19 protein-coding genes are annotated in these 19,781 nt (G+C 64.5%); 13 read left to right on the top strand and 6 right to left on the bottom strand.

Translation table 11 applies throughout. From position 1 onward, the window contains the following. The first annotated feature begins 158 nt into the window (after positions 1-158). Positions 159-1,394, top strand: a complete 1,236-nt coding sequence (locus tag C936_RS0111530; RefSeq protein WP_018137700.1) for a methyl-accepting chemotaxis protein — start codon at positions 159-161, stop codon at positions 1,392-1,394. 915 nt (positions 1,395-2,309) lie between these two features. Here the strand turns inward: C936_RS0111530 and C936_RS0111525 are convergent. The 3 genes from C936_RS0111525 to dapC are packed head-to-tail and all read right to left on the bottom strand — an operon-like array spanning position 2,310 to position 4,702. Then, positions 2,310-2,663, bottom strand: coding sequence for an ArsC family reductase (locus C936_RS0111525; RefSeq protein ID WP_018175518.1), 354 nt, complete (start codon positions 2,661-2,663; stop codon positions 2,310-2,312). After that, a complete protein-coding gene (gene dapD / locus C936_RS0111520) occupies positions 2,656-3,477 on the bottom strand; it encodes a 2,3,4,5-tetrahydropyridine-2,6-dicarboxylate N-succinyltransferase (protein WP_017925459.1) in 822 nt (273 codons plus the stop codon). The genes C936_RS0111525 and dapD overlap by 8 nt, the downstream gene beginning before the upstream one ends. Before the next feature lie 31 nt (positions 3,478-3,508). Further along, the gene (dapC, locus tag C936_RS0111515; protein ID WP_018137702.1) at positions 3,509-4,702 is read right to left on the bottom strand and encodes a succinyldiaminopimelate transaminase; all 1,194 of its coding nucleotides are present in this window, start codon (positions 4,700-4,702) and stop codon (positions 3,509-3,511) included. Between the two features lie 239 nt (positions 4,703-4,941). Between dapC and C936_RS0111510 the strand changes: the two genes are divergently transcribed. Continuing rightward, positions 4,942-5,865 (top strand): MBL fold metallo-hydrolase, encoded by a 924-nt coding sequence (locus C936_RS0111510; RefSeq protein ID WP_018175519.1) that lies wholly within the window; start codon positions 4,942-4,944, stop codon positions 5,863-5,865. A gap of 17 nt (positions 5,866-5,882) precedes the next feature. Here the strand turns inward: C936_RS0111510 and C936_RS0111505 are convergent, their stop codons facing one another. From C936_RS0111505 to C936_RS0111495, 3 genes are all read right to left on the bottom strand, one after another. Beyond that, the gene (locus C936_RS0111505) at positions 5,883-6,611 is read right to left on the bottom strand and encodes a glycosyltransferase (protein ID WP_018137704.1); all 729 of its coding nucleotides are present in this window, start codon (positions 6,609-6,611) and stop codon (positions 5,883-5,885) included. Between the two features lie 6 nt (positions 6,612-6,617). After that, the gene (locus tag C936_RS0111500) at positions 6,618-6,938 is read right to left on the bottom strand and encodes a rhodanese-like domain-containing protein (RefSeq protein WP_018137705.1); all 321 of its coding nucleotides are present in this window, start codon (positions 6,936-6,938) and stop codon (positions 6,618-6,620) included. Positions 6,939-7,047: 109 nt separating this feature from the next. After that, entirely contained in the window at positions 7,048-8,412 is a 1,365-nt protein-coding gene (locus C936_RS0111495; protein ID WP_018175520.1) for a sigma-54-dependent Fis family transcriptional regulator, read from the bottom strand. A gap of 496 nt (positions 8,413-8,908) precedes the next feature. Between C936_RS0111495 and C936_RS0111490 the strand changes: the two genes are divergently transcribed. The 11 genes from C936_RS0111490 to C936_RS14345 form a co-directional block, all read left to right on the top strand. After that, positions 8,909-10,015 carry an efflux RND transporter periplasmic adaptor subunit gene (locus tag C936_RS0111490; protein WP_018175521.1) on the top strand — a complete coding sequence of 369 codons (1,107 nt, stop codon included), beginning with the start codon at positions 8,909-8,911 and terminating at the stop codon, positions 10,013-10,015. Between the two features lie 25 nt (positions 10,016-10,040). Next, positions 10,041-14,117 (top strand): efflux RND transporter permease subunit, encoded by a 4,077-nt coding sequence (locus C936_RS0111485; protein ID WP_018175522.1) that lies wholly within the window; start codon positions 10,041-10,043, stop codon positions 14,115-14,117. A gap of 36 nt (positions 14,118-14,153) precedes the next feature. Then, entirely contained in the window at positions 14,154-14,843 is a 690-nt protein-coding gene (locus C936_RS0111480; RefSeq protein WP_018175523.1) for a hypothetical protein, read from the top strand. Positions 14,844-15,390: 547 nt separating this feature from the next. Continuing rightward, positions 15,391-15,867: a sulfur globule family protein gene (locus C936_RS0111475; RefSeq protein ID WP_038038903.1), complete on the top strand. Its 477-nt coding sequence runs from the start codon at positions 15,391-15,393 to the stop codon at positions 15,865-15,867. Positions 15,868-15,949: 82 nt separating this feature from the next. Next, complete coding sequence (locus C936_RS0111470) at positions 15,950-16,600, top strand: division plane positioning ATPase MipZ (RefSeq protein WP_018137711.1); 651 nt, start codon at positions 15,950-15,952, stop codon at positions 16,598-16,600. 99 nt (positions 16,601-16,699) lie between these two features. After that, positions 16,700-17,287 (top strand): DUF302 domain-containing protein, encoded by a 588-nt coding sequence (locus tag C936_RS0111465; protein ID WP_018137712.1) that lies wholly within the window; start codon positions 16,700-16,702, stop codon positions 17,285-17,287. Beyond that, on the top strand, positions 17,287-17,829 hold the full coding sequence (locus tag C936_RS0111460) for a methyl-accepting chemotaxis protein (RefSeq protein ID WP_018137713.1): 543 nt from the start codon (positions 17,287-17,289) through the stop codon (positions 17,827-17,829). Before C936_RS0111465 ends, C936_RS0111460 begins: the two co-directional genes overlap by 1 nt. Positions 17,830-17,862: 33 nt before the next feature. Beyond that, entirely contained in the window at positions 17,863-18,030 is a 168-nt protein-coding gene (locus tag C936_RS15050) for a hypothetical protein (protein WP_018137714.1), read from the top strand. Positions 18,031-18,069: 39 nt separating this feature from the next. Further along, complete coding sequence (locus C936_RS0111450) at positions 18,070-18,540, top strand: DsrE/DsrF/DrsH-like family protein (RefSeq protein ID WP_018175525.1); 471 nt, start codon at positions 18,070-18,072, stop codon at positions 18,538-18,540. 625 nt (positions 18,541-19,165) lie between these two features. Then, positions 19,166-19,480, top strand: a complete 315-nt coding sequence (locus tag C936_RS0111445; RefSeq protein ID WP_018175526.1) for a c-type cytochrome — start codon at positions 19,166-19,168, stop codon at positions 19,478-19,480. Between the two features lie 14 nt (positions 19,481-19,494). Continuing rightward, positions 19,495-19,781: FAD-dependent oxidoreductase (locus C936_RS14345; RefSeq protein WP_038044202.1), on the top strand; the 287-nt coding region annotated here is incomplete at its 3' end.

Below are 19,781 nucleotides of genomic sequence, written 5' to 3'. Positions count from 1 at the left end.
CCGCCCGCGTCCTCCATTGGGACGCGGGCTTTTTTGTGTCCGTGAACCCGCGTTCGACTTGATCCGGATCACCTGCTCTTGGTGACCCCTGCGCGAAGATGGGCCCGCTATCAAGAAGCGGCCACCCTGGCCGTTATAGCGGGGAAAGGAGGGACCCCATGAACCGGCTTCTGAAGATCGGCGGACTGCGCCTCAAGCTTGTGATCCTTGTGATTCTCGTCAGTACCATCCCCCTCTCGATCATGGGTGGGGTGACCTTCCACACGATGAAGGGTGACCTGGCGGCGAATGTCGACGCGGCGCTGGTCGATCAGTTGTGGTGGCTCCTTTGGGGGCTTTGGGTGGTGGCCTTTCTGGTCGCGCTGGCCATCGGCTGGTTTGCGGCCAACATGCTGGTGCGCCCGCTGGAGCGGCTGGCCTCGGGGCTGGAAGCGATCGCCTCCGGTCAGGCGGACCTTGGCCATCGGGTCGAGGTCACCACTGACGATGAGATTGGCCGCACCAGTAACGCATTCAACGCGGTCATGGACCGTCTCTCGGGCCTGATTGCACAGGTCGCGGACGCGGCCGACGGGATCGCCGCTTCGGCGCGCCAGCTGGAGGGCCGCAGCAACGAGTTGAGTCGCGAGACCGATGACCAGCGCTCGGATGTCGAGCAGGTGGTCACCGCGATGAACCAGATGTCCGCGACCGTGCAGGAGGTCGCCAACAACACCCAGAGCACGGCGGAGAGCGCCGGGCAGGCCACCCGCGCGGCCGAGGGTGGGCGTAATGTGGTCCAGGCGACCCAGGGGTCGATCAACGCCCTGGCCAGCGAGATTCGCAAGGCCAGCACGGTGATCGACGAGCTCAAGGGTGACTCCGACAATATCGGGTCCATCCTCGAGGTGATCGAGGAGATCGCCGAGAAGACCAACCTGCTGGCGCTTAATGCCGCGATCGAGGCCGCCCGGGCGGGCGAGGCGGGGCGCGGCTTTGCCGTGGTCGCCGACGAGGTGCGCCACCTGGCGCAGCGTACCAATGACTCGACCGGCGAGATCCGCGAGATCATCCAGCGCCTGCAGGGTGCGGCCGGCAAGGCCGTGCAGGCAATGGAGGTCAGTCAGCAGCAGGCCGAGTCCTCGGTCAGCAAGGCCGGCGAGGCCGAAGAGACGCTGGAGTACATCCACGACTCCGTGACCACCATCGACGACATGACGCGCCAGGTCGCCTCGGCGACCGAGCAGCAGAGCCAGGTCGCCGAGGAGATCAACCGCAACGTACACCACATCAACGACATCGCGGTACGCAGCGCCGACGGCGCCCGCGAGATGCAGGAGGCCGTCGAGGCCCTGGAAGGCCTGGCCGAACGTCTGCAGGCCGAGGTAGCCGGCTTCCGCCAGCAACCCGCCTGACACCCGGGGCCTGCCCTCTACTAGCGTCCTTGAGGCTGGCCCTGGTTCGGCATCCGGTGTTTACGGTGGCTTCGGCCGGCCGCCTGCCTGCCTGCGCTCACTCGCGAGCGCGCCGCGAGGTACTTTCTTGCTTGCCCAAGAAAGTACCCAAAGAAGGGCACCCGGATTCCGCCCGGGGACCTTGCTCCAGGGCCCTCGGGCCGGCGGCGCTGAAACTCGCTACGCCTTTGGCTTCGCTCAGACAGTCAGCGCCTCTCTTCCGTCCCGAGAACCCTTCCGCAAGGGGCTTCATACGGGGGGATGGAGGTCAAAACAGAAGGTATCCCCGCGCCTGTTTCCAACTCCAGCGCCGTAGGGTGCGGTTGAGCGAAGCGAAACGCACCGTTCCGACGTCGGGGCAACCCTGATGCGATTCGCTGCGCTCATCACATCCTACGATGGGGTCTGGCGCCCGCCAGCGGGCGCGGCACGCAGGGCCGAAGGCCGAGCGTGCCCAGGATGTCGGAATACCTAGCCTCCATCCGTGAGCACAATCGTCGGGACAGCTGTTGTCTTGACCTTCCCCCCCGTTGTCGTCGCGCCGAGTGGAGAGGGTTTTCGCGGGAAGAGAGGCGCTGACTGTTTGAGCGAAGCCGAAGGCGCAGCGAGTTTCAGCGCCGCCCGCGAAAACCCTCGGAGCGAGGGAAACCCCGGCCCGCCCAGCGGGCCGGGGTCGCGGCAGTCGGGCGTGTTTCTTGGGTACTTCTTTGCACGAGCAAAGAAGCCAGTTGTTGATCAAAAACGGGCGCGGTGCGCTGGCGAGACAGCGCAGGCAGGCGGCCGGACGAAGCCACCGTAGACTCCAGATGCCGAACCCGGCCCAGCCAATACGAAGTGCCGGCTAGAGCCACGAGCGCCGGAGCCCGCTAGAAACGGTTAGCCAGCCCCAAGCTCACGCGCGGTCGCCGCATTCCAGCCAACGTAGACGTCGTCGCCACGCTCGACGACCGGGCGCTTGACCAGCGTCGGATGTTCGAGCATCAGTGCGATTGCACGCTCCTGGTCGATGGCCTCACGCGTATCCTCGGGGAGCTGGCGCCAGGTAGTACCGCGCCGGTTCACCAGGGTCTCCCAGCCAACGGCATCCACCCAGCGGCGCAACTGCGCCTCCTCGAGCCCGTCCTTGCGAAAGTCCACAAAGCGGAAGTCGACGCCGGCCGCATTCAGCGCCCGGCGTGCCTTGCGTACGGTGTCGCAGTTGGCGATCCCGTAGAGGACGAGATCAGACATCGCGCAGCAGGGCGTTCAGCCCGACCTTGGCCTTGGTCTTCTCGTCTACGCGCTTCACGATCACCGCGCAGTACAGCGAGTACTTGCCATCCTTCGAGGGCAGGTTGCCCGGCACCACTACCGCGCCTGCCGGCACGCGGCCGTACAGGATCTCGTCGTTTTCGCGGTCGTAGATGCGGGTCGACTGGCCGAGGTACACGCCCATCGAGATCACGGCACCTTCCTCGACGATCACGCCCTCGACCACCTCGGAGCGCGCACCGATAAAGCAGTTGTCTTCGATGATGGTCGGGGCGGCCTGCAGTGGCTCCAGCACGCCACCGATGCCGACGCCGCCGGACAGGTGCACGTTCTTGCCGATCTGCGCGCAGGAGCCGACGGTGGCCCAGGTATCGACCATCGTGCCTTCGTCGACGTAGGCGCCGATGTTCACGTAGGAGGGCATCAGCACCACGTTGGGAGCGATGTAGCTGCCGCGACGGGCGGTGGCCGGCGGCACGACGCGCACGCCGCCCTCGCGGAAGTCGCGGCTGGAGGTGTCGGCGTACTTGGACGGTACCTTGTCGTAGTAGTTGGTGAAGCCGCCCTTGATGAACTCGTTCTCGGCAATGCGGAACGACAGCAGCACGGCCTTCTTCAGCCACTCGTTGACGACCCAGTCGCCACCCTTTTTCTCGGCAACGCGGGCCTGGCCGCTGTCCAGCATCTCCATGGCCTCGTTCACGGCGTCACGCACGTTGGTTTCCACGTTGCGCGGATTGATCTCGGCGCGGCTTTCGAAGGCGGTCTCGATGATGCTCTTGATGTCCGACATGAAACAGTCCTTTTAAGTGTTGAAAAATTCGTTATTTGTATAGTTCGGCGATGCGTTCGGCCGCCTCGATGCAGGCCGCCGGTTCGGCGACCAGCGCCATCCGCACGTGTCCGGCCCCGGGATTGTGCCCGGTCTCGGGGTCGCTGCGGGAGAGGTAACGTCCGGCCAGCACCGTGACGCCGGCTTCGGCATACAGGCGACGGGCGAAGGCCTCGTCGTCGCCATCCGGCACGCGTGGCCAGAGATAGAAGCCCGCGGCGGGCGGTTCCACGTCCAGGACCTCCTGCAGGATCGGCACGACCGCGGCGAATTTTTCGGCGTACAGCGCGCGATTATCGGCGACATGGGCCTCGTCCGCCCAGGCCGCCCGACTGACCGCCTGCGTGGGCGGCGGCAGGGTGCAGCCGTGATAGGTGCGGTACAGCGCGAAGCGGTCGAGCAGCTCGGCATCGCCGGCGACGAACCCCGAGCGCAGGCCCGGCAGGTTGGAGCGCTTGGACAGGCTGTGGAACACGATACAGCGCTCGAAGCCGGTACGGCCCATGCGGGCCGCCGCGCCGAGCAGTCCGCCCGGGGGTTCGGCATCCGGGTGGTAGATCTCGGAGTAGCACTCGTCCGCCGCAATCACGAAGTCGTGCCGGTCGGCGAGGCCGATCAGCTCCTGCATTGCCGACTCGGACATGCAGGCCCCGGCCGGATTGCCCGGGTTGCAGATATAGACCAGTTGCACCGCATCCCAGGTCGCGGCATCGACCGCGGAGAAATCGGGCAGATAGCCGTTCTCCGGCGCCAGGTCGTAGAAGGCCGGCTCCGCCCCGGCCAGCAGGGCCGCACCTTCGTAGATCTGATAGAAGGGGTTCGGCATCAGCACGCGCGCCCTGGGCTTCTCTGCGACGACGGCCTGGGCGATCGCGAACAGGGCCTCGCGGGTACCGCTGACGGGTAGTACCTGCCGGTTGGCGTCCACTCCGTCCAGCTGGAACCGCCGTTGCAGCCACGCGGCGATGGTCTCGCGCAGCGCGGGCTCGCCGCGGGTGGTGGGGTAGTGGTTGTAGCCCTGGAGGGTGTCGCGCAGCACCGGTTCGACAAACCCCGGCAGCGCATGACGCGGCTCGCCGATCGACAGGGCGATCGGCTCCCGGTCGGCGGGTTGTTGCAGATCCGCGAACAGCCGGCGCAGGCGTTCAAACGGATAGGGCTGTAGCCGGTCCAGGCGCGGGTTCATGGCGGCTCGGGCGTCGTGTTCGAGGGAAACGAAAGACCGCGCAGTATACCGGAGCCAAACACCAATGGGAGATCCACTCGCTTCCTGTGCGGCCAGTGTGGATGCACTGGTTTTGCTCTCGCGCTGGCCATGCGGCAGGCTTGGCCGTTTCCGATCGGGAGCGATGCATGGCGTGCAGCCACGACCACACGACGCAGGGGAAGCGGGGCCCAAGTGCCTACCGTAAGGGATTGCATGACTTGGGGAACGGCGCCTGGGCCTATCTGCAACCCGATGGCGGCTGGGGCTGGAGCAATGCCGGGTTGATCCGCGATGGCGAAGAGGCGCTGCTGGTCGACACCTTGTTCGACGAGCGCCTGACGGCCGAGATGCTCGCGCAAATGGATGCCGCGACCGGGATCGCCGCGGGGGATATCAATCTCCTGGTCAATACGCATGCCAATGGTGACCACACCTTTGGCAACCGCCTGGTGCATCAGGCCGAGATCATTGCTTCACAGGCCAGTGCCGACGAGATGCCGGAGCTGCCGCCGGCGATGCTGGCCGGCCTGATGGCGCAAAGCGGCGCGATGGGCGAGGTAGGGCAGTACCTGCAGCGCTCGTTCGGTGCGTTCGATTTCGGTGGAGTGGAGTTGACACTACCGACCCGCACCTTTTCCGGGCGGCTCGATCTGACGGTAGGCGACAAGGCCGTGGAGCTGATCGAGGTGGGTCCCGCTCACACCCAGGGGGATGTGCTGGTGCATGTGCCGGCTGACCGGGTCGTCTACACCGGCGATATCCTGTTCATCGAAGGGACACCCATCATGTGGGCTGGCCCGGTGGGCAACTGGATCGCCGCGATCGACCGGATCCTGGCGATGGATGTCGAGCTGATTGTGCCCGGCCACGGGCCCATCACCGACAAGGCCGGTGCCCGGCGCGTGCGTGACTATCTGGTGTACATCGATGCGCAGGCGCGGGCGCGTTTCGAAGCCGGAATGCCGGCGGAGGAGGCCGCGTTCGACATCGCGCTGGGCGACTACGCCAACTGGGGGGATGCCGAGCGGATCGCGGTCAACGTGGACACGCTGTACCGCGAGTATCGCGACGATACCGCACCGCCGGACATCATGCGCCTGCTCACGTTAATGGCGCGTCTCGACGCCGCCCGTCGCCAGTAGCGCTCAACGGGCGCTCATCATCCCTTCGGGCGCGTGTACCAGAACCAGGCCAGCCGGCGCGAGCGCAGGCTCCAGGGCAGTAGCAGGGCCTGCAGCACCACCAGGATGTGCTGGGCGGGGCTGAACCAGTCCGCCTTGCGTCCCGAGGTCAACACGGGTGTCTCCAGCATCCGGAACCGCTGCCCGTGGTGGCGGCCCCAGCGCGCCATCGCGCGCGACAGGAACACCTCCTCGCCCGCATAAACCCGCTCGCTGAACCCCCCGACTGCCTCGAAGGCCTCGCGGGTGCAGAAGACGTAGCAGCCGGCGGCGAGTCCCAGCCGCGCCGACAGGGTGTTCCAGGCCGCCGCACCCCAGCGGTAGATGCGATGGGTCAGGTGATCGAACGCGACGCGTGCGCCGCCGCCGCAGACCTTGCCGCTGTCCAGGGCGTCGAGTGTCGTGCGGATCAGATCGGCGTCCGGCCAGGTGTCGGCATCAACGAACAGCAGGTAATCGCCGCAGGCGGCCCGGGCACCCGCGTTGCGGGCGCGGCTTATGCGCCGCTCCGGCTCGAACACGACGCGACAGCCGGCTTGCTGTGCGATCTGCGGGGTGGAATCCGTGGAGGCGTTGTCGACTACGATGATCTCGGTTCGTCGATCCACGTCCGCGAGGGCTTGCTGCAGGGCTGCCAGGGTGTGCGGAAGCCACTGTGCCTCGTTCCAGGCCGGGACGATGACCGACAGCGCCGGGAGCCCGCGCACGGGGTATCAGTAGGTCGCCATATGCGGGTCGACGTCACGCGCCCAGGCGTCGATGCCGCCGGACAGATTGATCACCTTGCTGAAGCCGGCCCGCTGAAGAAACCAGCACACCTGCTGGCTGCGAACTCCGTGGTGACAGATCACCACGATCTCGTCGTCCGGGTTCAGCTCCTGGTACGCCGCCGGAATCTCGCCCATCGGGAGCAGCTTCGAGCCGTCGATGCGACAGCGCTGGTATTCCCAGGGCTCGCGTACATCCAGCAGGACCGGCGGCTGGTCCGTCTCGGCAAGGTGATCCTGCAATTCCCGGGGGGACATCTGGCGCATACGATTGACCGTCTAGTGTGTTGCGTGTGACATGAAAAGCACCGCCCCGGACGATCGGGGCAGTCGGTTCGGGACCCAGACCAGGTCCGGCGGCTCGATCAGATTGTGGCTAGGTCATATTGTAACGATGCATCTTGCGCCAGAGTGTGGTGCGGTCGATCCCCAGGGCGCGAGCGGCCCGGGTGCGGTTTCCGGAATTCGCAACCAGGGCTTCGCGCAGCCGTCGCGCTTCGGGGTGTTCCATCCGGGACGAGGGGGCAGGGGCATAGTCCTGTGCCGCTGCGTTCAGGTTGGAGGTGGCCTCCCGCATTCCGGCCAGGCCGGGGGCCAGAGGGTCGGAGAGTGGGAAGTCATGTATGACCCCATTTTTGGCGCGCAAGCACATGCACTGGAAGACATTTTCCATCTCGCGGAAGTTGCCGGGCCAGGAATAGTTCAGCAGCTTGTTGCGCAACGCGTCGGCCACAACCACCTGGTGCCTCTGCTCGAACTGGGAAATGGCTTCGGCGAGATCGAGCGGGCGTTCCCGTAGTGGCGGCAGGTACACACTGGCCACCGCCAGGCGATAGAACAGGTCGGTGCGGAACTGGTTGTTCGCGGCCATGGCCGTCAGGTCGCGATTGGATGCGGATACGACCCTGACGTTTACCGAACGCGGCTGATTCTCCCCCACACGTTCGAACGTACCGTCCTGCACCGCGCGCAGAAGCTTGGCTTGCAGCTTCGGGCTCATCTCGCCGATTTCGTCGAGAAAAAGCGTGCCCCCGTCTGCGGCTTCGAAACGCCCCACCCGGTCGCTGATGGCGCCGGAGAATGCCCCCCGAATGTGACCGAAGAGCTCGGACTCCAGGAGTTCCTCGGGGATGGCCGCACAGTTCACCTCGATGAACGGTTCGGATGCCCTCGGGCTGTGGGCATGCATCGCCCGCGCGACGTGCGTCTTGCCCGTACCCGATTCGCCCAGCAACACGACCCGCACGTCACTCGACGCCACCTTGCGGGCGAAGTGCAGGGCTTTGCGGCATTCGGGGTCCCGGGAAACCAGCGGATGCACTGGATCCACAACCGCCGACGCAGCCTCCGGGGCCTCCTCTCTGGAGGTCAGGGGTTCGCAGTTCTCGTCGGGGCGCCTGCGCAGCGGCTGAAGGGTCAACAGGCGGAGACGTTCGTCCCGTTGCATGCGGATCGACTGCGTGATCACGCGCACCGGCAGGGTTTCGCCGTGCAGTTCGAGTCGGGTGCTGAAGTCGAGGTGAGGCGGGACTTCGGTGGCGGTCATGGGCGAAGCCGCATGCAATTCGGCAAGCAGGTTGACGGGGCCCAAATGCTCCAGGGAAAGGGGTATGTCTTCGGATAGTCGGAATAGCTGGAAGAAGGCGGGATTTCCGTAAAGGACCTGATTCTGATGGTCGACGATCAGGTGGGGATCGCGGCTGTGCCGTATGCAGATCTTCGCCAACTCCGTACCGGTCATGTCTCCTCCCGCCCCGCTTTGTTTGTGCGAGGTCTTGTCTCGAGCATACGGCCAGTGAAGTAAAGGTGGCAATGGTCCCGGCAGCAAATGCAAGGCCTTTTCTGATTGCAGCAGAACGTTGCGCGTACGTTGCAGGATCGTTGCATTCCTGTTGCAACACCAGGTTTAAAAAAGAAGAAAATATCGATGAACTTATTGATAAATAAGTAGTTTCGTATATTGGCATAGACTCTGCTTCCTCCGCCCGGCATGAAGCGGGCCTGCTGTCGAACTGGTGCGGTGTCATCTCTCCCTGTCTCTCCAGGCGTCCAGGCCGCCAAAAGGCCCGTTTCTTCGAAATTGGGCTATTTATAAAGAACGTCGAGCTCGCCGGAGCCCCGGGGTCCGGCGTAGGAGGGAGAACGTGACAAGGTCATCGAGGGCTGCTCTTGCGGTCCTGTCCCTGCTCGCCACGATATTGGCGAGTGCCTCTGGTACGGCTGCCGCCAGCAGTCAAATGGTCGAGGTCCGGGCGGCGGCTCCTGAATACCGCACGGTCAGTGGCACCGTTATTCCGTTTCGCGAGGTCACCCTGAGCGCCCAGACCGCGGGGCGGGTCGTGGAACTCACCGGTGCCGAAGGCGATCGCTTCGAGCAGGACGAGCTCCTGGCACGTATTTCCGACGACCGTCTGCTGGCCCAGCGGCGCGCGGCCATGTCCGAGATGCGGGTGGCCGAGGCCGCGATCAACGAAGCGCGCATGCAGTACGGGCGCGAGATGATCTCGCCTCAGTCGCGCAGCCTGGGGCAGATGCCCGGCATGGGTATGCCCTCGATGTTCGACCAGATGTTCACCCGGCCCATGGGGCAGTTCATGGGGTTCGGTGATCCTTCGCTGGATCGGCATACCGACCTGTACTCCCGTTACGTCGGCGTCGATCAGGCCCAGGCCCGCTGGGAGCAGGCGCGGGCGCGAGTGGAGGAACTGGATGCGGCCATTCGCGAGACGCGTTCGGAGGCCCCGTTCGACGGATTGCTGATGCGCAAGCATGTGGAACCGGGCGACACCGTTCAGCCCGGGCAGCCGCTGGTCACGTTTGGCTATGTCGATTACCTGCGGATTGAAGCGCAGGTACCGGTGCGCCTGGTTGCCGCCTTTTCCGAGGGCGATGTGGTGCCCGCCCGCCTGGATGCCGGGGGCACGGTCCAGGCACGGGTGTCCCGGATCTTCCCCATGGCTGACCCGCGTCGGCATACCGTGACCGTGCAGTTCGATCTGCCACGAGGCGTCTCCGGAGGCCCGGGTATGCACGTTTCGGTCGGTCTGCCGTCAGCCGACAGCGCACCCGGCCATGCGCTGATCCCTCAGAGCGCGCTGATTCCGGGCGGGGCGCTGCCGCGCGTCGCGGTGGTCGACGGCGAAGGCCAGTCCCGGATCCGGGCCGTCCGGCTCGGTGCGGTGCGGGATGGCGAGGTGGTCGTGACCTCGGGTCTGGAGCCTGGCGAGTACGTCCTGCTGCAGGGCGAGCGTCAGCGGCCTTCTCATGCCCCTGCGACGCCTGGCGCCTCCGGCTACCACCACCCTCCCGCTACTCCGGGCCTCGCGCCCGGGGCGCAGATGTAGGTGAGGAAGGAACCGACACCGACGCATGTCTGAACACACCAACAATCCCTCCGGATCGTCGCCGGAAGACGGTGGTGACAACCACCACCATCAGCCCGGCATCGCCGGTCGCATGGCGGCCGCGTTTATCCATTCGCCGCTGTCGCCATTGCTGCTGCTGGCCAGTATCGCGATCGGGATCCTCGGGCTCATCGTCACGCCGCGACAGGAAGACCCGCAGATCTCGGTGCCGATGGTCGACATCATGGTGACCTATCCCGGCGTGCCGTCGGAGCAGGTAGCCAGCCTGGTCGCCCGGCCGCTGGAGCGCCTGATGAGCGAGCTTTCGGGCGTGGACAACGTGTACTCCGTCTCTCACCGGGGCGAGGCGATGGTCACCGTGCAGTTTGACGTCGGCGAGGATATGGAATCGTCGATCGTCAAGGTGCATGACAAGCTGCTGGCCCATCGCGATCTGACCCCTCCCGGGGCCAGCGAGCCACTGGTTCGGGCCAAGGGTGCGGATGACGTGCCGATCGTGAACCTGACCTTCTGGTCGCACGAGGTGGACGATGCATTGCTGCGGCAGATTGCGCTGGAGGCCAAACAGCAGCTGAATGAGGTCCCCGATACCAGCCAGAGCTTTGTCGTCAGCGGTCGCAAAGAGACGCTTCGGGTAGAGGTGCAGCCCGATCGCCTGACCGGGTTCGGGGTGAGCCTGGATCAGGTCGAGCAAGCGATCCAGGCGGCCAATCTGGAAGACACCGCTGGACGTATCGAGAGCGGCGGCCTCAGCACGCCGGTGTATACGGGGCGCTTTTTCACCGGGGCACAGGACCTGGAAAGACTGCTGGTGGCGGTGGACGACGGGCAGCCGGTCTACCTGCGCGACGTGGCCGAGGTGATCTACGGCCCGGGCGAGGTTGATCAGTTCGTGCGCCACTACTCCGGCGCCGCCGCCGCGGACCCGGATGCAGCGGCGAATGGTGCTGCCGCTGTGACGCTCGCGATTGCGAAGAAGCCAGGCAGTAACGGGGTAACGGTGGCGAACGGCGTACTGGAGCGCCTCGAGCAGCTCAAGGGCGACACCATCCCCGACAACGTCGAGGTCGCCGTCTCGCGCGATTACGGCAAGACCGCCAACGACAAGGTCAACGAGCTGATCTTCAAGCTCTTCATCGCGACGTTTGCGGTGACCATCCTGGTGGGGCTGTTCCTCGGGGTGCGTGCGGCCATCGTGGTGCTGGTGGTCATCCCCGTGGTCATCCTGTTCACGGTCTTCAGTGCATGGGTGCTGGGATACACCATCGACCGCGTAAGCCTGTTTGCCCTGATCTTTGCCATCGGGATCCTGGTCGACGATGCCATCGTGGTGGTGGAAAACATCTATCGCCGCTGGCTGATGAAACGCGGGATCGATGCCGAGACCTCGGTTGATGCGGTCCGCGAGGTGGGCAATCCCACGATTCTGGCCACGTTTACCGTAATCGCGGCGCTTCTGCCCATGGGCTTCGTGTCCGGAATGATGGGCCCGTACATGCAGCCGATCCCGGTGCTGGGGTCGGTGGCGATGCTGTTCTCTCTGGTGGCCGCGTTTGTCTTTACCCCCTGGCTGACTCAACGGCTGCGACCCAGCATGGGCTATCTCGCCAAGGCGACGGAGAAGGAGCACCGCCAGGCCGAACGACTGGGTGGGTTCTTTCGCTGGGCGATACCCGGGCTGGCCGATCACCGCTGGCGCGGCTACGCGTTTCTGATCGGGATTGTGTTGGTGTTTTTCCTGGTCGTCAGCCTGTTCTTCACCACTGACGTGCGCGTGAAGATGCTGCCGCTGGACAACAAGCCCGAGTTCCAGGTGATGGTCAACTTCCCGGAGGGGACGGCGCTGACCGAGACCGCCACGCTGAGCGAGGAAATGGCCGGTGTGCTGCGCGGCTTCGACGAAGTCACCGGCGTGCAAAGCTACGTCGGGACTGCTTCGCCGTTCAACTTTAACGGTCTTGTGCGGCACTACTACCTGAGGGACAAGCCCTGGCAGGGCGATCTGCAGGTGCAGCTGGTGGACAAAGGAGATCGCCGCCGCTCCAGCCACGAGATCGCCACGGAGGCGCGCGAGCGGCTCGCACCGCTCGCGGCAGCCGCGGGTGCTCGCATCCAGGTGGTCGAGATGCCGCCGGGCCCCCCGGTGCTCCAGTCGGTGGTCGCCGAGGTCTACGGGCCGGATGCCAGTACGCGGCGGACGGTTGCCCGCGATCTGGAGCAGATGTTCGCCGGTGCCGAGCACATCGACGACGTGGACACCTTCCTGCAGGCGCCGCACAACGTTTGGCACTTCGAAGTCGACCGAGACAAGGCGCTGCGTCGCGGTGTCACGGTGGAGGCGGTCAACCGCACCCTGCAGACCGCGCTCGACGGTCGGATCGTGGGCGACGTGAAAGCCCAGTCCCTGGTCGAGCCACACCTGATCCAGCTGCGGCTGCCACACGAACAGCGGGTAGACGTGCGGCAGATGGAGCTGCTCCCGGTAGCGTCGCGCAATGGTGATCTGATCCCGCTGGTCGAGCTGGGTGGCTTCGTCCAGCGCCCGCAGGACGAGCCGATCTACCACAAGAACCTGCGCCCGGTGGAGTATGTGACGGGCGAGGTCGTGGGGCGCCTGGCTGCGCCGGTGTACGGCATGCTCGAGGTCCAGCAGCAGCTCGCGGACTACACGGCACCGGACGGCAGCGAAGTGCAGCCGCACTGGATCGGGCCCCCAGCCAACGACGGATCGGTGGCATTCGAGTGGGGCGGCGAGTGGACGGTCACCTACGAGACTTTCCGCGATATGGGCATCGCCTTCGCGATCGCGCTGATCCTGATCTACATGCTGGTCGTCTGGGAGTTCGGCAACTTTGTTTTGCCGGGCATCATCATGGCGCCGATCCCGTTGACGCTGATCGGGATCATCCCCGGCCATTGGCTGCTCAACGCTGAGTTCACGGCGACCTCGATGATCGGGTTTATCGCCCTCGCGGGGATCATCGTGCGCAACTCCATACTGCTGGTGGACTTCGGCCGTCAGGCCGTCGATCAGGGCCATGACGTGCGCGAGGCCATGATCATGGCCTGCCAGGCCCGTACGCGCCCGATCATCATCACCGCCTTCGCGCTTCTGGCCGGGTCCAGCGTGATCTTGTTCGATCCCATCTTCCAGGGCATGGCGATCTCGCTGATGTTCGGCACCGTGGTGGCCACGCTGCTGACCCTGCTAGTGATCCCGCTGGGCTGTATATCCGGTCGGCGGGCTTTCTGTCCCTCAACGGTCGATGCCGACGGTGGTAACGCCGCGTATTCCGCCGGCCCTGGGCAGGCGCCCCTGGGTTCGGGTCAGCAGAAGGACCTGTTTGGTCCGCGCGATGGTGGTCCGGTTACTCAGGCGGTCCAGTTGGCCGGCCTGTATCTGAAGAGCCTCGTGCTGGCATTCCTCGAAGGGATGCGGGACCTGGCGCTGGCGATCTTCCGCCTGCTGCGTAACTGGTGGCGCGGGGGCGGTGGGCCGGGGGGCCCGAGTGGCGGCGCGGGTCCGCAACCGGGTGGTTCCGGTTCTGGCCCGCAGGGCTCGGGCCCGGCCCACACATCGGGTGGGTCGACCGTCGAAGCCCCCAATGGGGCCGATTCCTCCGTCGGTCCGGAACACCCCGAGGCCCCCGCGGAACCACCGCCGAAATCCAGTCGCACGAAGTCGAAGAACGAGGACACCTCCCCCGCTGCGAAAGCGCAGTCAGGTTCCGGGCAGGGTTCTTCCCGGCGTACGAGCGCCGCGCCGGCCACAAAGCAGAAAACAGTGCGCAAGACCAGTACGAAACCGACGCAAGCGGGGAAGAGCGGTGGCCGGTCTGCAAAGACCTCTTCCAGGTCCTCGTCCAGCCGGTCCGGTACTACGGCCTCCGGCCAGCCGGCGGGCAAGACCCCATCCAGTTCCGAGTCCAGCAAGAAGAAGGCGACCAGCCAGTCGTCCGCATCAGAAGGAGGCAAGACCTCCAGTACGGCGGGCCGTTCGAGCGGTGCGCGCAAGGGTACAGGGGGCAGCAGTGGCGGATCCGCCAAAGGCCGCGGGCGACGCGGGATCCGTCTGAAATGAACGATCTCGATTCTCTATTCAATCTGGAGGTACGCAATGAAGAAAACATTTGAAAAACCGTTGATCACAGGGCTGACCGGACTCGCCATAGCCACGGCCCTGGCGTTGGGTGCGGCCCAGGCCGACGACTATGCCAATGACCAGGACGGCGCCAGTGGCCAGATGGCCCAGCAGGGCGCACCCATGGGTCCCTATGGCCACGGGCCTCAGGGCGGACACGGCTGGGGTGGTCATCCCGGCGGCGGGATGATGCAGCAGCGGCAGTTCTCCGGCGACATGGGCTTCGGCATGTCCGGTCGCAGTCATGGTCACGGCTATGGCCGCGGCTACGGCCAGGGTCATGGACAGGGTTATGGCCACGGCTACGGCCAGGGCTATCCGGGCTACGGGCCGGGATACGGACACGGCTACGGACACGGCTACGGCCCGCAGCCGCAATACGGCATGCCGGGCCCGATGCACGGGCCGGGATATGGCTCCATGCCCGAGTTCGATCCGGATGACCTGCCCGAGGACATGCCGGAAGAAATGCGCGAGCGCATCAAGAAGCAGCACGCCGAGCGCCAGGAGTACATGGAAGAGATGCAGGCCATGCACGAAGCCCGAATGAAAGCCATGGAAAAGGGCCGCGAGGCGTACATGGAAGAGATGGAACGCCAGCGCGAAAAACGCATGGAGGCCATGCGCGAGCGCCGCGAGGCTATGGAAGAGCAGGGCGGCTACTGAGCGACCGATGGTGAACGCCGTGCACATCGGTTCATGCGCTCGCGGGCTGGCAGCCGGAAGGGGCAAGCCTGTCCTCGGGCTGCTCGTGGCCGTCGTTCTGGCCTGGGGGGTCTCCGGTGCCAGTGTCGAGGCGCGCGAGCGTGTGAACCCCTGGGCCGGCGTGGCGCCGGCGCCGGAGTTCCCAGCCGCGGAGGCGGCGCAGCCCAGGTTGCAGTTCCCGGACCCGGACTACGACCCCACCAGAACTCGGGAGCGTGCCGACGTGCTGGCACCACGGACTCACCCCGGTCAACCCCAATGGGGTTACCACGGACATGGAGGTCCGTATTCCGGGTATCCGGGCCCTTACGGGGCGTACCCCGGACCTTTCGGGCCCGGTGGATGGGGAGGCCCAGCTGGTGGGCCATTCCCCTGGATGATGCCGTGGGGTATGGGCGGGTTTCCGTTCACACCCTGAGGGCATAAGTAAAGCGCCGGTGCGGGACCGCCCTCTTCGTCCCGGCGTCACGAATATCGAGGGCAACACACTCCAAATGGAGGGAACACCATGAAGACTTTCATTAAAGCAGCCGTTCTTGCGGTTTCCATGGGCGGCCTGGCCGTTCCGATGATGGCATCTGCCCAGTGGGGCGGGCCCGGTTATGGCCCGGGTTACGGCTATGGTCCTGGTCCTGGGCATTTCGGCCCGGGGCACTACGGCCCGGGGCACTACGGCCCGGGTTACGGCACGCCGTTCTTCGGCGGCCCGGGCTACGGCCGTGGCTGGGGCATGGGCGACATGATGAGCGACATGATGGGCGACTTTGACTTCTCCGCCCGCGGTCGCGGTCACGGCCATGGCTATGGTCACGGTCACGGTCACGGCCGCGGTCATGGCTATGGTCACGGGCATGGTTATGGCCCGGGTTACTACGGCCATCCTGGCTACGGCTGGGGCCCGGGCTATGGCGGCCCGATGCAGCAGCAGATGCCGCAGCAAATGCCGCAGCAGCAGATGCCGCAGGGCGAGGGTGACCGCAACTGAGGTTGCCGGTCATCCGTGGGGCCCGTCCACCAGGGGCGGGCCCATTTTTCCCCAGGCAACACGCTGAACCGCGGGAGTATGCATGCGCACCGTCGTAGCCAATCTGAAAGGCGGTACGGGCAAGAGCACCGTTACCTTCAATCTCGCACTCTGGCTGCTCGAGCAGGGGCGCTCGGTATGCACGGTTGATCTGGATCCCCAGGGGACCCTTACCGATGTCCTGGAGGTTCGCGAGGAAGAGGGCTACATACCTGCGCTGGAGCATGCAACTTCGCTCAAGGCGGTTGCGGAACAGGGTCAGCAGGCTTGGCAGGAGATCCTCGTCGATGTGGGTGCATCCGACATGGGGTCCTTGTTCGAGGCTTTGGAGAGTGCGGATCGCTTGTTGATCCCCGTCCCCCCGAGTCAGGCCGATGTCTGGTCCACCCAGCGTTTCGTGCGCCGGGTACAGGAGTCACACCAGACGGACGGACGTCCGCAAATCCTGGTGTTCATTAACCGAGCGGATACGCACCAGGCGGTCCGTGAAACCGACGAGACCTTTGACGCACTGGGGCAGATCCCGGGCGTGAAACGACTCGCTCCCCGATTGAAACAACGCATGGCGTTTCGTCGTTCGTTCAGCGAAGGACTGTCCGTGCGCGAATTGGAACCCCGTGGCAAGGCTTCACGGGAACTGGAGGCCCTGGCGATCGCGTTATTCGGCAAGCCCGGGCGGCGGCGCCGGAAGTAGAGCCGGACGACCAACAGTGCAAGCGAGACCGCGAATACGAACAACAAGACGCGCCGCTCTCACAACAAGCCTGACAAGGCACCAAAGGAGGATAGAGGCATGCGAGTGATCTGGAATGTACTGGCCATTATCGGCCTGCTGGCCGTGATCGCTGTCGGCTATGCGATCTACGTTCTTCAACCCTACGCCGGGGGCGCTCGGGCCCTCGATTCACAGGCCACGACGGTCTACGCGCGCATGGCGCGCACGGTGCTGGAAACCGGCGATATGGCCGAGGCCACGGTATACAAGAGAAAGGTCGAAGAAGGCCTGGACGTTGGCGAGGTGGAAGACACGCTGAGGATGGTCGCCAACGAACTGAATATTGCCAACGTTGGCGAAATGCCGATGAGCGAGGAGGTGCGTAACGTTACTGGTGAAGACTTCCCGTTCCTGAAGATCTACATGTTCTGCGACGCGAGAATCGCCGCGCAGATGGTGCGGCACAGCCAGGCCATGGCGGCCTATCTCCCCTGCCGCATCGTGCTCCAGGAAGACGAAGAGGGCCAGCTCTGGCTGATGACGCTGAACCTCGATCCGATGATCCACGGTGGCCGGCCGTTGCCGGAAGAACTCTACGAACAGGCGCTGTTTGTCCAAGAGTCGCTCGAGACCATCATCGATCGCGCCGCACGGGGTGAGTTCTGATGGCGACTGAGGACCCCTATGCGAGAACGTCCCATGGGCCCGGCGTTGATCCGCCGGAGTACGAACGTATTGCGGAGGAGGCGGATGAGGCCTATCTGAGGGCCCGACGACTGGAGCTTGTCGTGTACTCGGCCCTGACGGCCTTCATCATCCTGGCGATTTACGGGTTCTGGCTGATCACCAGTCTCACCAACGACGTCAGCCGGCTGACCGAGGAGATTAGCAAGATGACGCGTGTGGTCGATCGCGATCTCTCCGTGATCGCGGGGCACATGTCGGATGTAGACGAACGAATGCAGCAGATCGCCGCCAGCATGGAACGGGTGGACAGCCATGTCGGGACCATCAGCGAGGACACCGCGGCGATGCAGCTCAGCATTGCCTCGATGACGCGCGATACCGAGCTGATGGCCGCCTCCACGTCCGGCATGCAGCGGGACATGTGGAACCTGAACCGAAACGTGGGCGGACCGATGGGCACGATGAACATGTTCAACCCGTTTCAGGGTGGCGGGCCCCCGGGGCCCTGGATGCCCCACTGACCGACCGGCTTCCAGGGAGCCGAGGAGAAAACAATGACCGTGATGGCCTGGGTTCTTTTTGTACTGGCGATGGTGATGGTCCCCATATCCATCTGGGGCACGCTGGCGGCCCTCGGGTTGTGCGTGGGCTGCACCATGATCCGCGACTGGAATCGAACGCGCCGCGCGAAAGCGGACGGGGGCAACCGAGGATCCATGTAGGCGAGGGTCTGCTTTTTACGAAATCAAAGGAAGTCTCTTATGAGCGAGCAGAAGAAGCTGGCGATTATCGCCACCAAGGGCAGTCTGGACTGGGGTTATCCCCCGTTCATCCTGGCCTCGACGGCGGCCGCGCTCGGCTACGAAGTGGAAGTGTTCTTCACCTTTTACGGGCTGCAGCTGCTGCGCAAGAAGATGGACCTGCAGGTCACGTCGCTGGGCAACCCGGGGATGCCGATGCCCATGCCCATGCCGGTGATGCTCCAGGGGCTGCCGGGCATGCAGCGCATGATGACGACCATGATGAAAAAGAAGATGGCCGCGAAGGGGGTCTCCGATCTCGAGGACCTGCGCGAGATGTGTCTGGAGGCCGACGTGCGCATGATCGCGTGCCAGATGACCGTGGACCTGTTCGACATGGACACAGACGAGTTCATCGATGGGCTGGATTATGCGGGTGCGGCGGCGTTTTTCGAGTTCGCCGGGGACTCCGATATCTGCCTGTTCATCTGAAGGGCCAACGGGAAAGAGTCACGTCCCGTTTTGAACAAGTAATAAATTCACAGATTCGAACGTAGGGAAGTGCTGTTGCAAAACGGTTGCAACAACGATGCAACGCGCAACACTTTTCAGCCTCGCCAAGACCTGCAACTCGCTGAATGAAAAATATTTAATTTTGATGGCGTGAAGTTTGCTAATCGGCCCTGAGCAAAGGCCGAGACCCCTTGGCCCGCGAATTCATCACCGCGAATGGACCCCTGCCATTGAAGCGTTGGTGGCACCTGCCCTCCGGGCGAGGATGGGTGCAGCGTTCGTGCGGAATCAAGGGTCAGTGGCCGGCTTGGGTTTTCCGGACAAGCCGGCCGTCGGAAGGAAACATGTTGTCCGGCCAGGATGCCAGCGGTTCCGCTGTGAACCGGCAACATGATTGTTCTCCGTCGCTTGGGTCGGGTATGTAAGCCCGACCCTTTTTTGGCGGGTTGCCAGGGGTCTTCCGGCACACAGGTGGGCATGACACGAGGCCGGATACGGAATACCAAACCATTCAACCCGGGACCAACACCGGGATCGAGGAGGAAGGCAGCTACAGAGGGCTGTCGAGATGAATGTATTCACGCAAAGTGGAGGAGTTTGTTCAATGAAGGCACATATCTATCTGGCGGGGCTTGCAGCCTCGTTGCTGATGACCGCCGCGGTGTCTGGCACCGCGCTGGCGGATAACGACGAAGTGACTCGAGGGCAGCTAATGGCGGCGTCGTGCAAGGCATGTCACAACGCCGCGGGTGCCGAAGAAGGCGTACCGGATCTCGCTCGTCTGTCACCGGAGTTGATTGCCAATCAGATGCGGGCATTCCGTGATGGCGATCGTGACGCGACGATCATGGATCGTCACGCCAAGGGTTACACCGACGAAGAAATCGACGCCATGGCGTCGTACTTCGCCCGATTCTGAACAGGGGGTCCATCATGCAACAGTTCAATCGACGCCGCTTCTTGCAGGCGTTCGGCATTACGAGTCTGGCTTCCGTCACAGGGGTCAGTGGCGCGATCGCCGGTGGTTATTCCAATGGCGCACGTATCGTCGTGGTCGGCGGCGGTTCGGGTGGGGCTACGGCCGCCAAGTACCTGAAGACGTTTTCTCCGGGGCTGGACGTGACACTGATCGAGCCCAACTCGACCTACCACACCTGTTACGGCAGCAACTGGGTGATCGGCGGCTTCGAGGACATGGATAACATTGCCCAGACCTACGA

The sequence above is a fragment of the Thioalkalivibrio sp. ALJ4 genome (genome assembly GCF_000377225.1).
In the GTDB taxonomy this organism is placed as follows: Bacteria; Pseudomonadota; Gammaproteobacteria; order Ectothiorhodospirales; family Ectothiorhodospiraceae; genus Thioalkalivibrio.
This window is presented reverse-complemented; position numbering and strand designations above follow the sequence as displayed.

Excerpts from the sequence above, each read along its gene's own strand:
- C936_RS0111530 (WP_018137700.1), top strand. The coding sequence starts at position 159 with ATGAACCGGCTTCTGAAGATCGGCGGACTGCGCCTCAAGCTTGTGATC.
- C936_RS0111525 (WP_018175518.1), bottom strand. The coding sequence starts at position 2,663 with ATGTCTGATCTCGTCCTCTACGGGATCGCCAACTGCGACACCGTACGC.
- dapD (WP_017925459.1), bottom strand. The coding sequence starts at position 3,477 with ATGTCGGACATCAAGAGCATCATCGAGACCGCCTTCGAAAGCCGCGCC.
- dapC (WP_018137702.1), bottom strand. The coding sequence starts at position 4,702 with ATGAACCCGCGCCTGGACCGGCTACAGCCCTATCCGTTTGAACGCCTG.
- C936_RS0111500 (WP_018137705.1), bottom strand. The coding sequence starts at position 6,938 with ATGCGCCAGATGTCCCCCCGGGAATTGCAGGATCACCTTGCCGAGACG.
- C936_RS0111495 (WP_018175520.1), bottom strand. The coding sequence starts at position 8,412 with ATGACCGGTACGGAGTTGGCGAAGATCTGCATACGGCACAGCCGCGAT.
- C936_RS0111490 (WP_018175521.1), top strand. The coding sequence starts at position 8,909 with ATGGTCGAGGTCCGGGCGGCGGCTCCTGAATACCGCACGGTCAGTGGC.
- C936_RS0111485 (WP_018175522.1), top strand. The coding sequence starts at position 10,041 with ATGTCTGAACACACCAACAATCCCTCCGGATCGTCGCCGGAAGACGGT.
- C936_RS0111480 (WP_018175523.1), top strand. The coding sequence starts at position 14,154 with ATGAAGAAAACATTTGAAAAACCGTTGATCACAGGGCTGACCGGACTC.
- C936_RS0111475 (WP_038038903.1), top strand. The coding sequence starts at position 15,391 with ATGAAGACTTTCATTAAAGCAGCCGTTCTTGCGGTTTCCATGGGCGGC.
- C936_RS0111470 (WP_018137711.1), top strand. The coding sequence starts at position 15,950 with ATGCGCACCGTCGTAGCCAATCTGAAAGGCGGTACGGGCAAGAGCACC.
- C936_RS0111465 (WP_018137712.1), top strand. The coding sequence starts at position 16,700 with ATGCGAGTGATCTGGAATGTACTGGCCATTATCGGCCTGCTGGCCGTG.
- C936_RS0111460 (WP_018137713.1), top strand. The coding sequence starts at position 17,287 with ATGGCGACTGAGGACCCCTATGCGAGAACGTCCCATGGGCCCGGCGTT.
- C936_RS15050 (WP_018137714.1), top strand. The coding sequence starts at position 17,863 with ATGACCGTGATGGCCTGGGTTCTTTTTGTACTGGCGATGGTGATGGTC.
- C936_RS0111450 (WP_018175525.1), top strand. The coding sequence starts at position 18,070 with ATGAGCGAGCAGAAGAAGCTGGCGATTATCGCCACCAAGGGCAGTCTG.
- C936_RS0111445 (WP_018175526.1), top strand. The coding sequence starts at position 19,166 with ATGAAGGCACATATCTATCTGGCGGGGCTTGCAGCCTCGTTGCTGATG.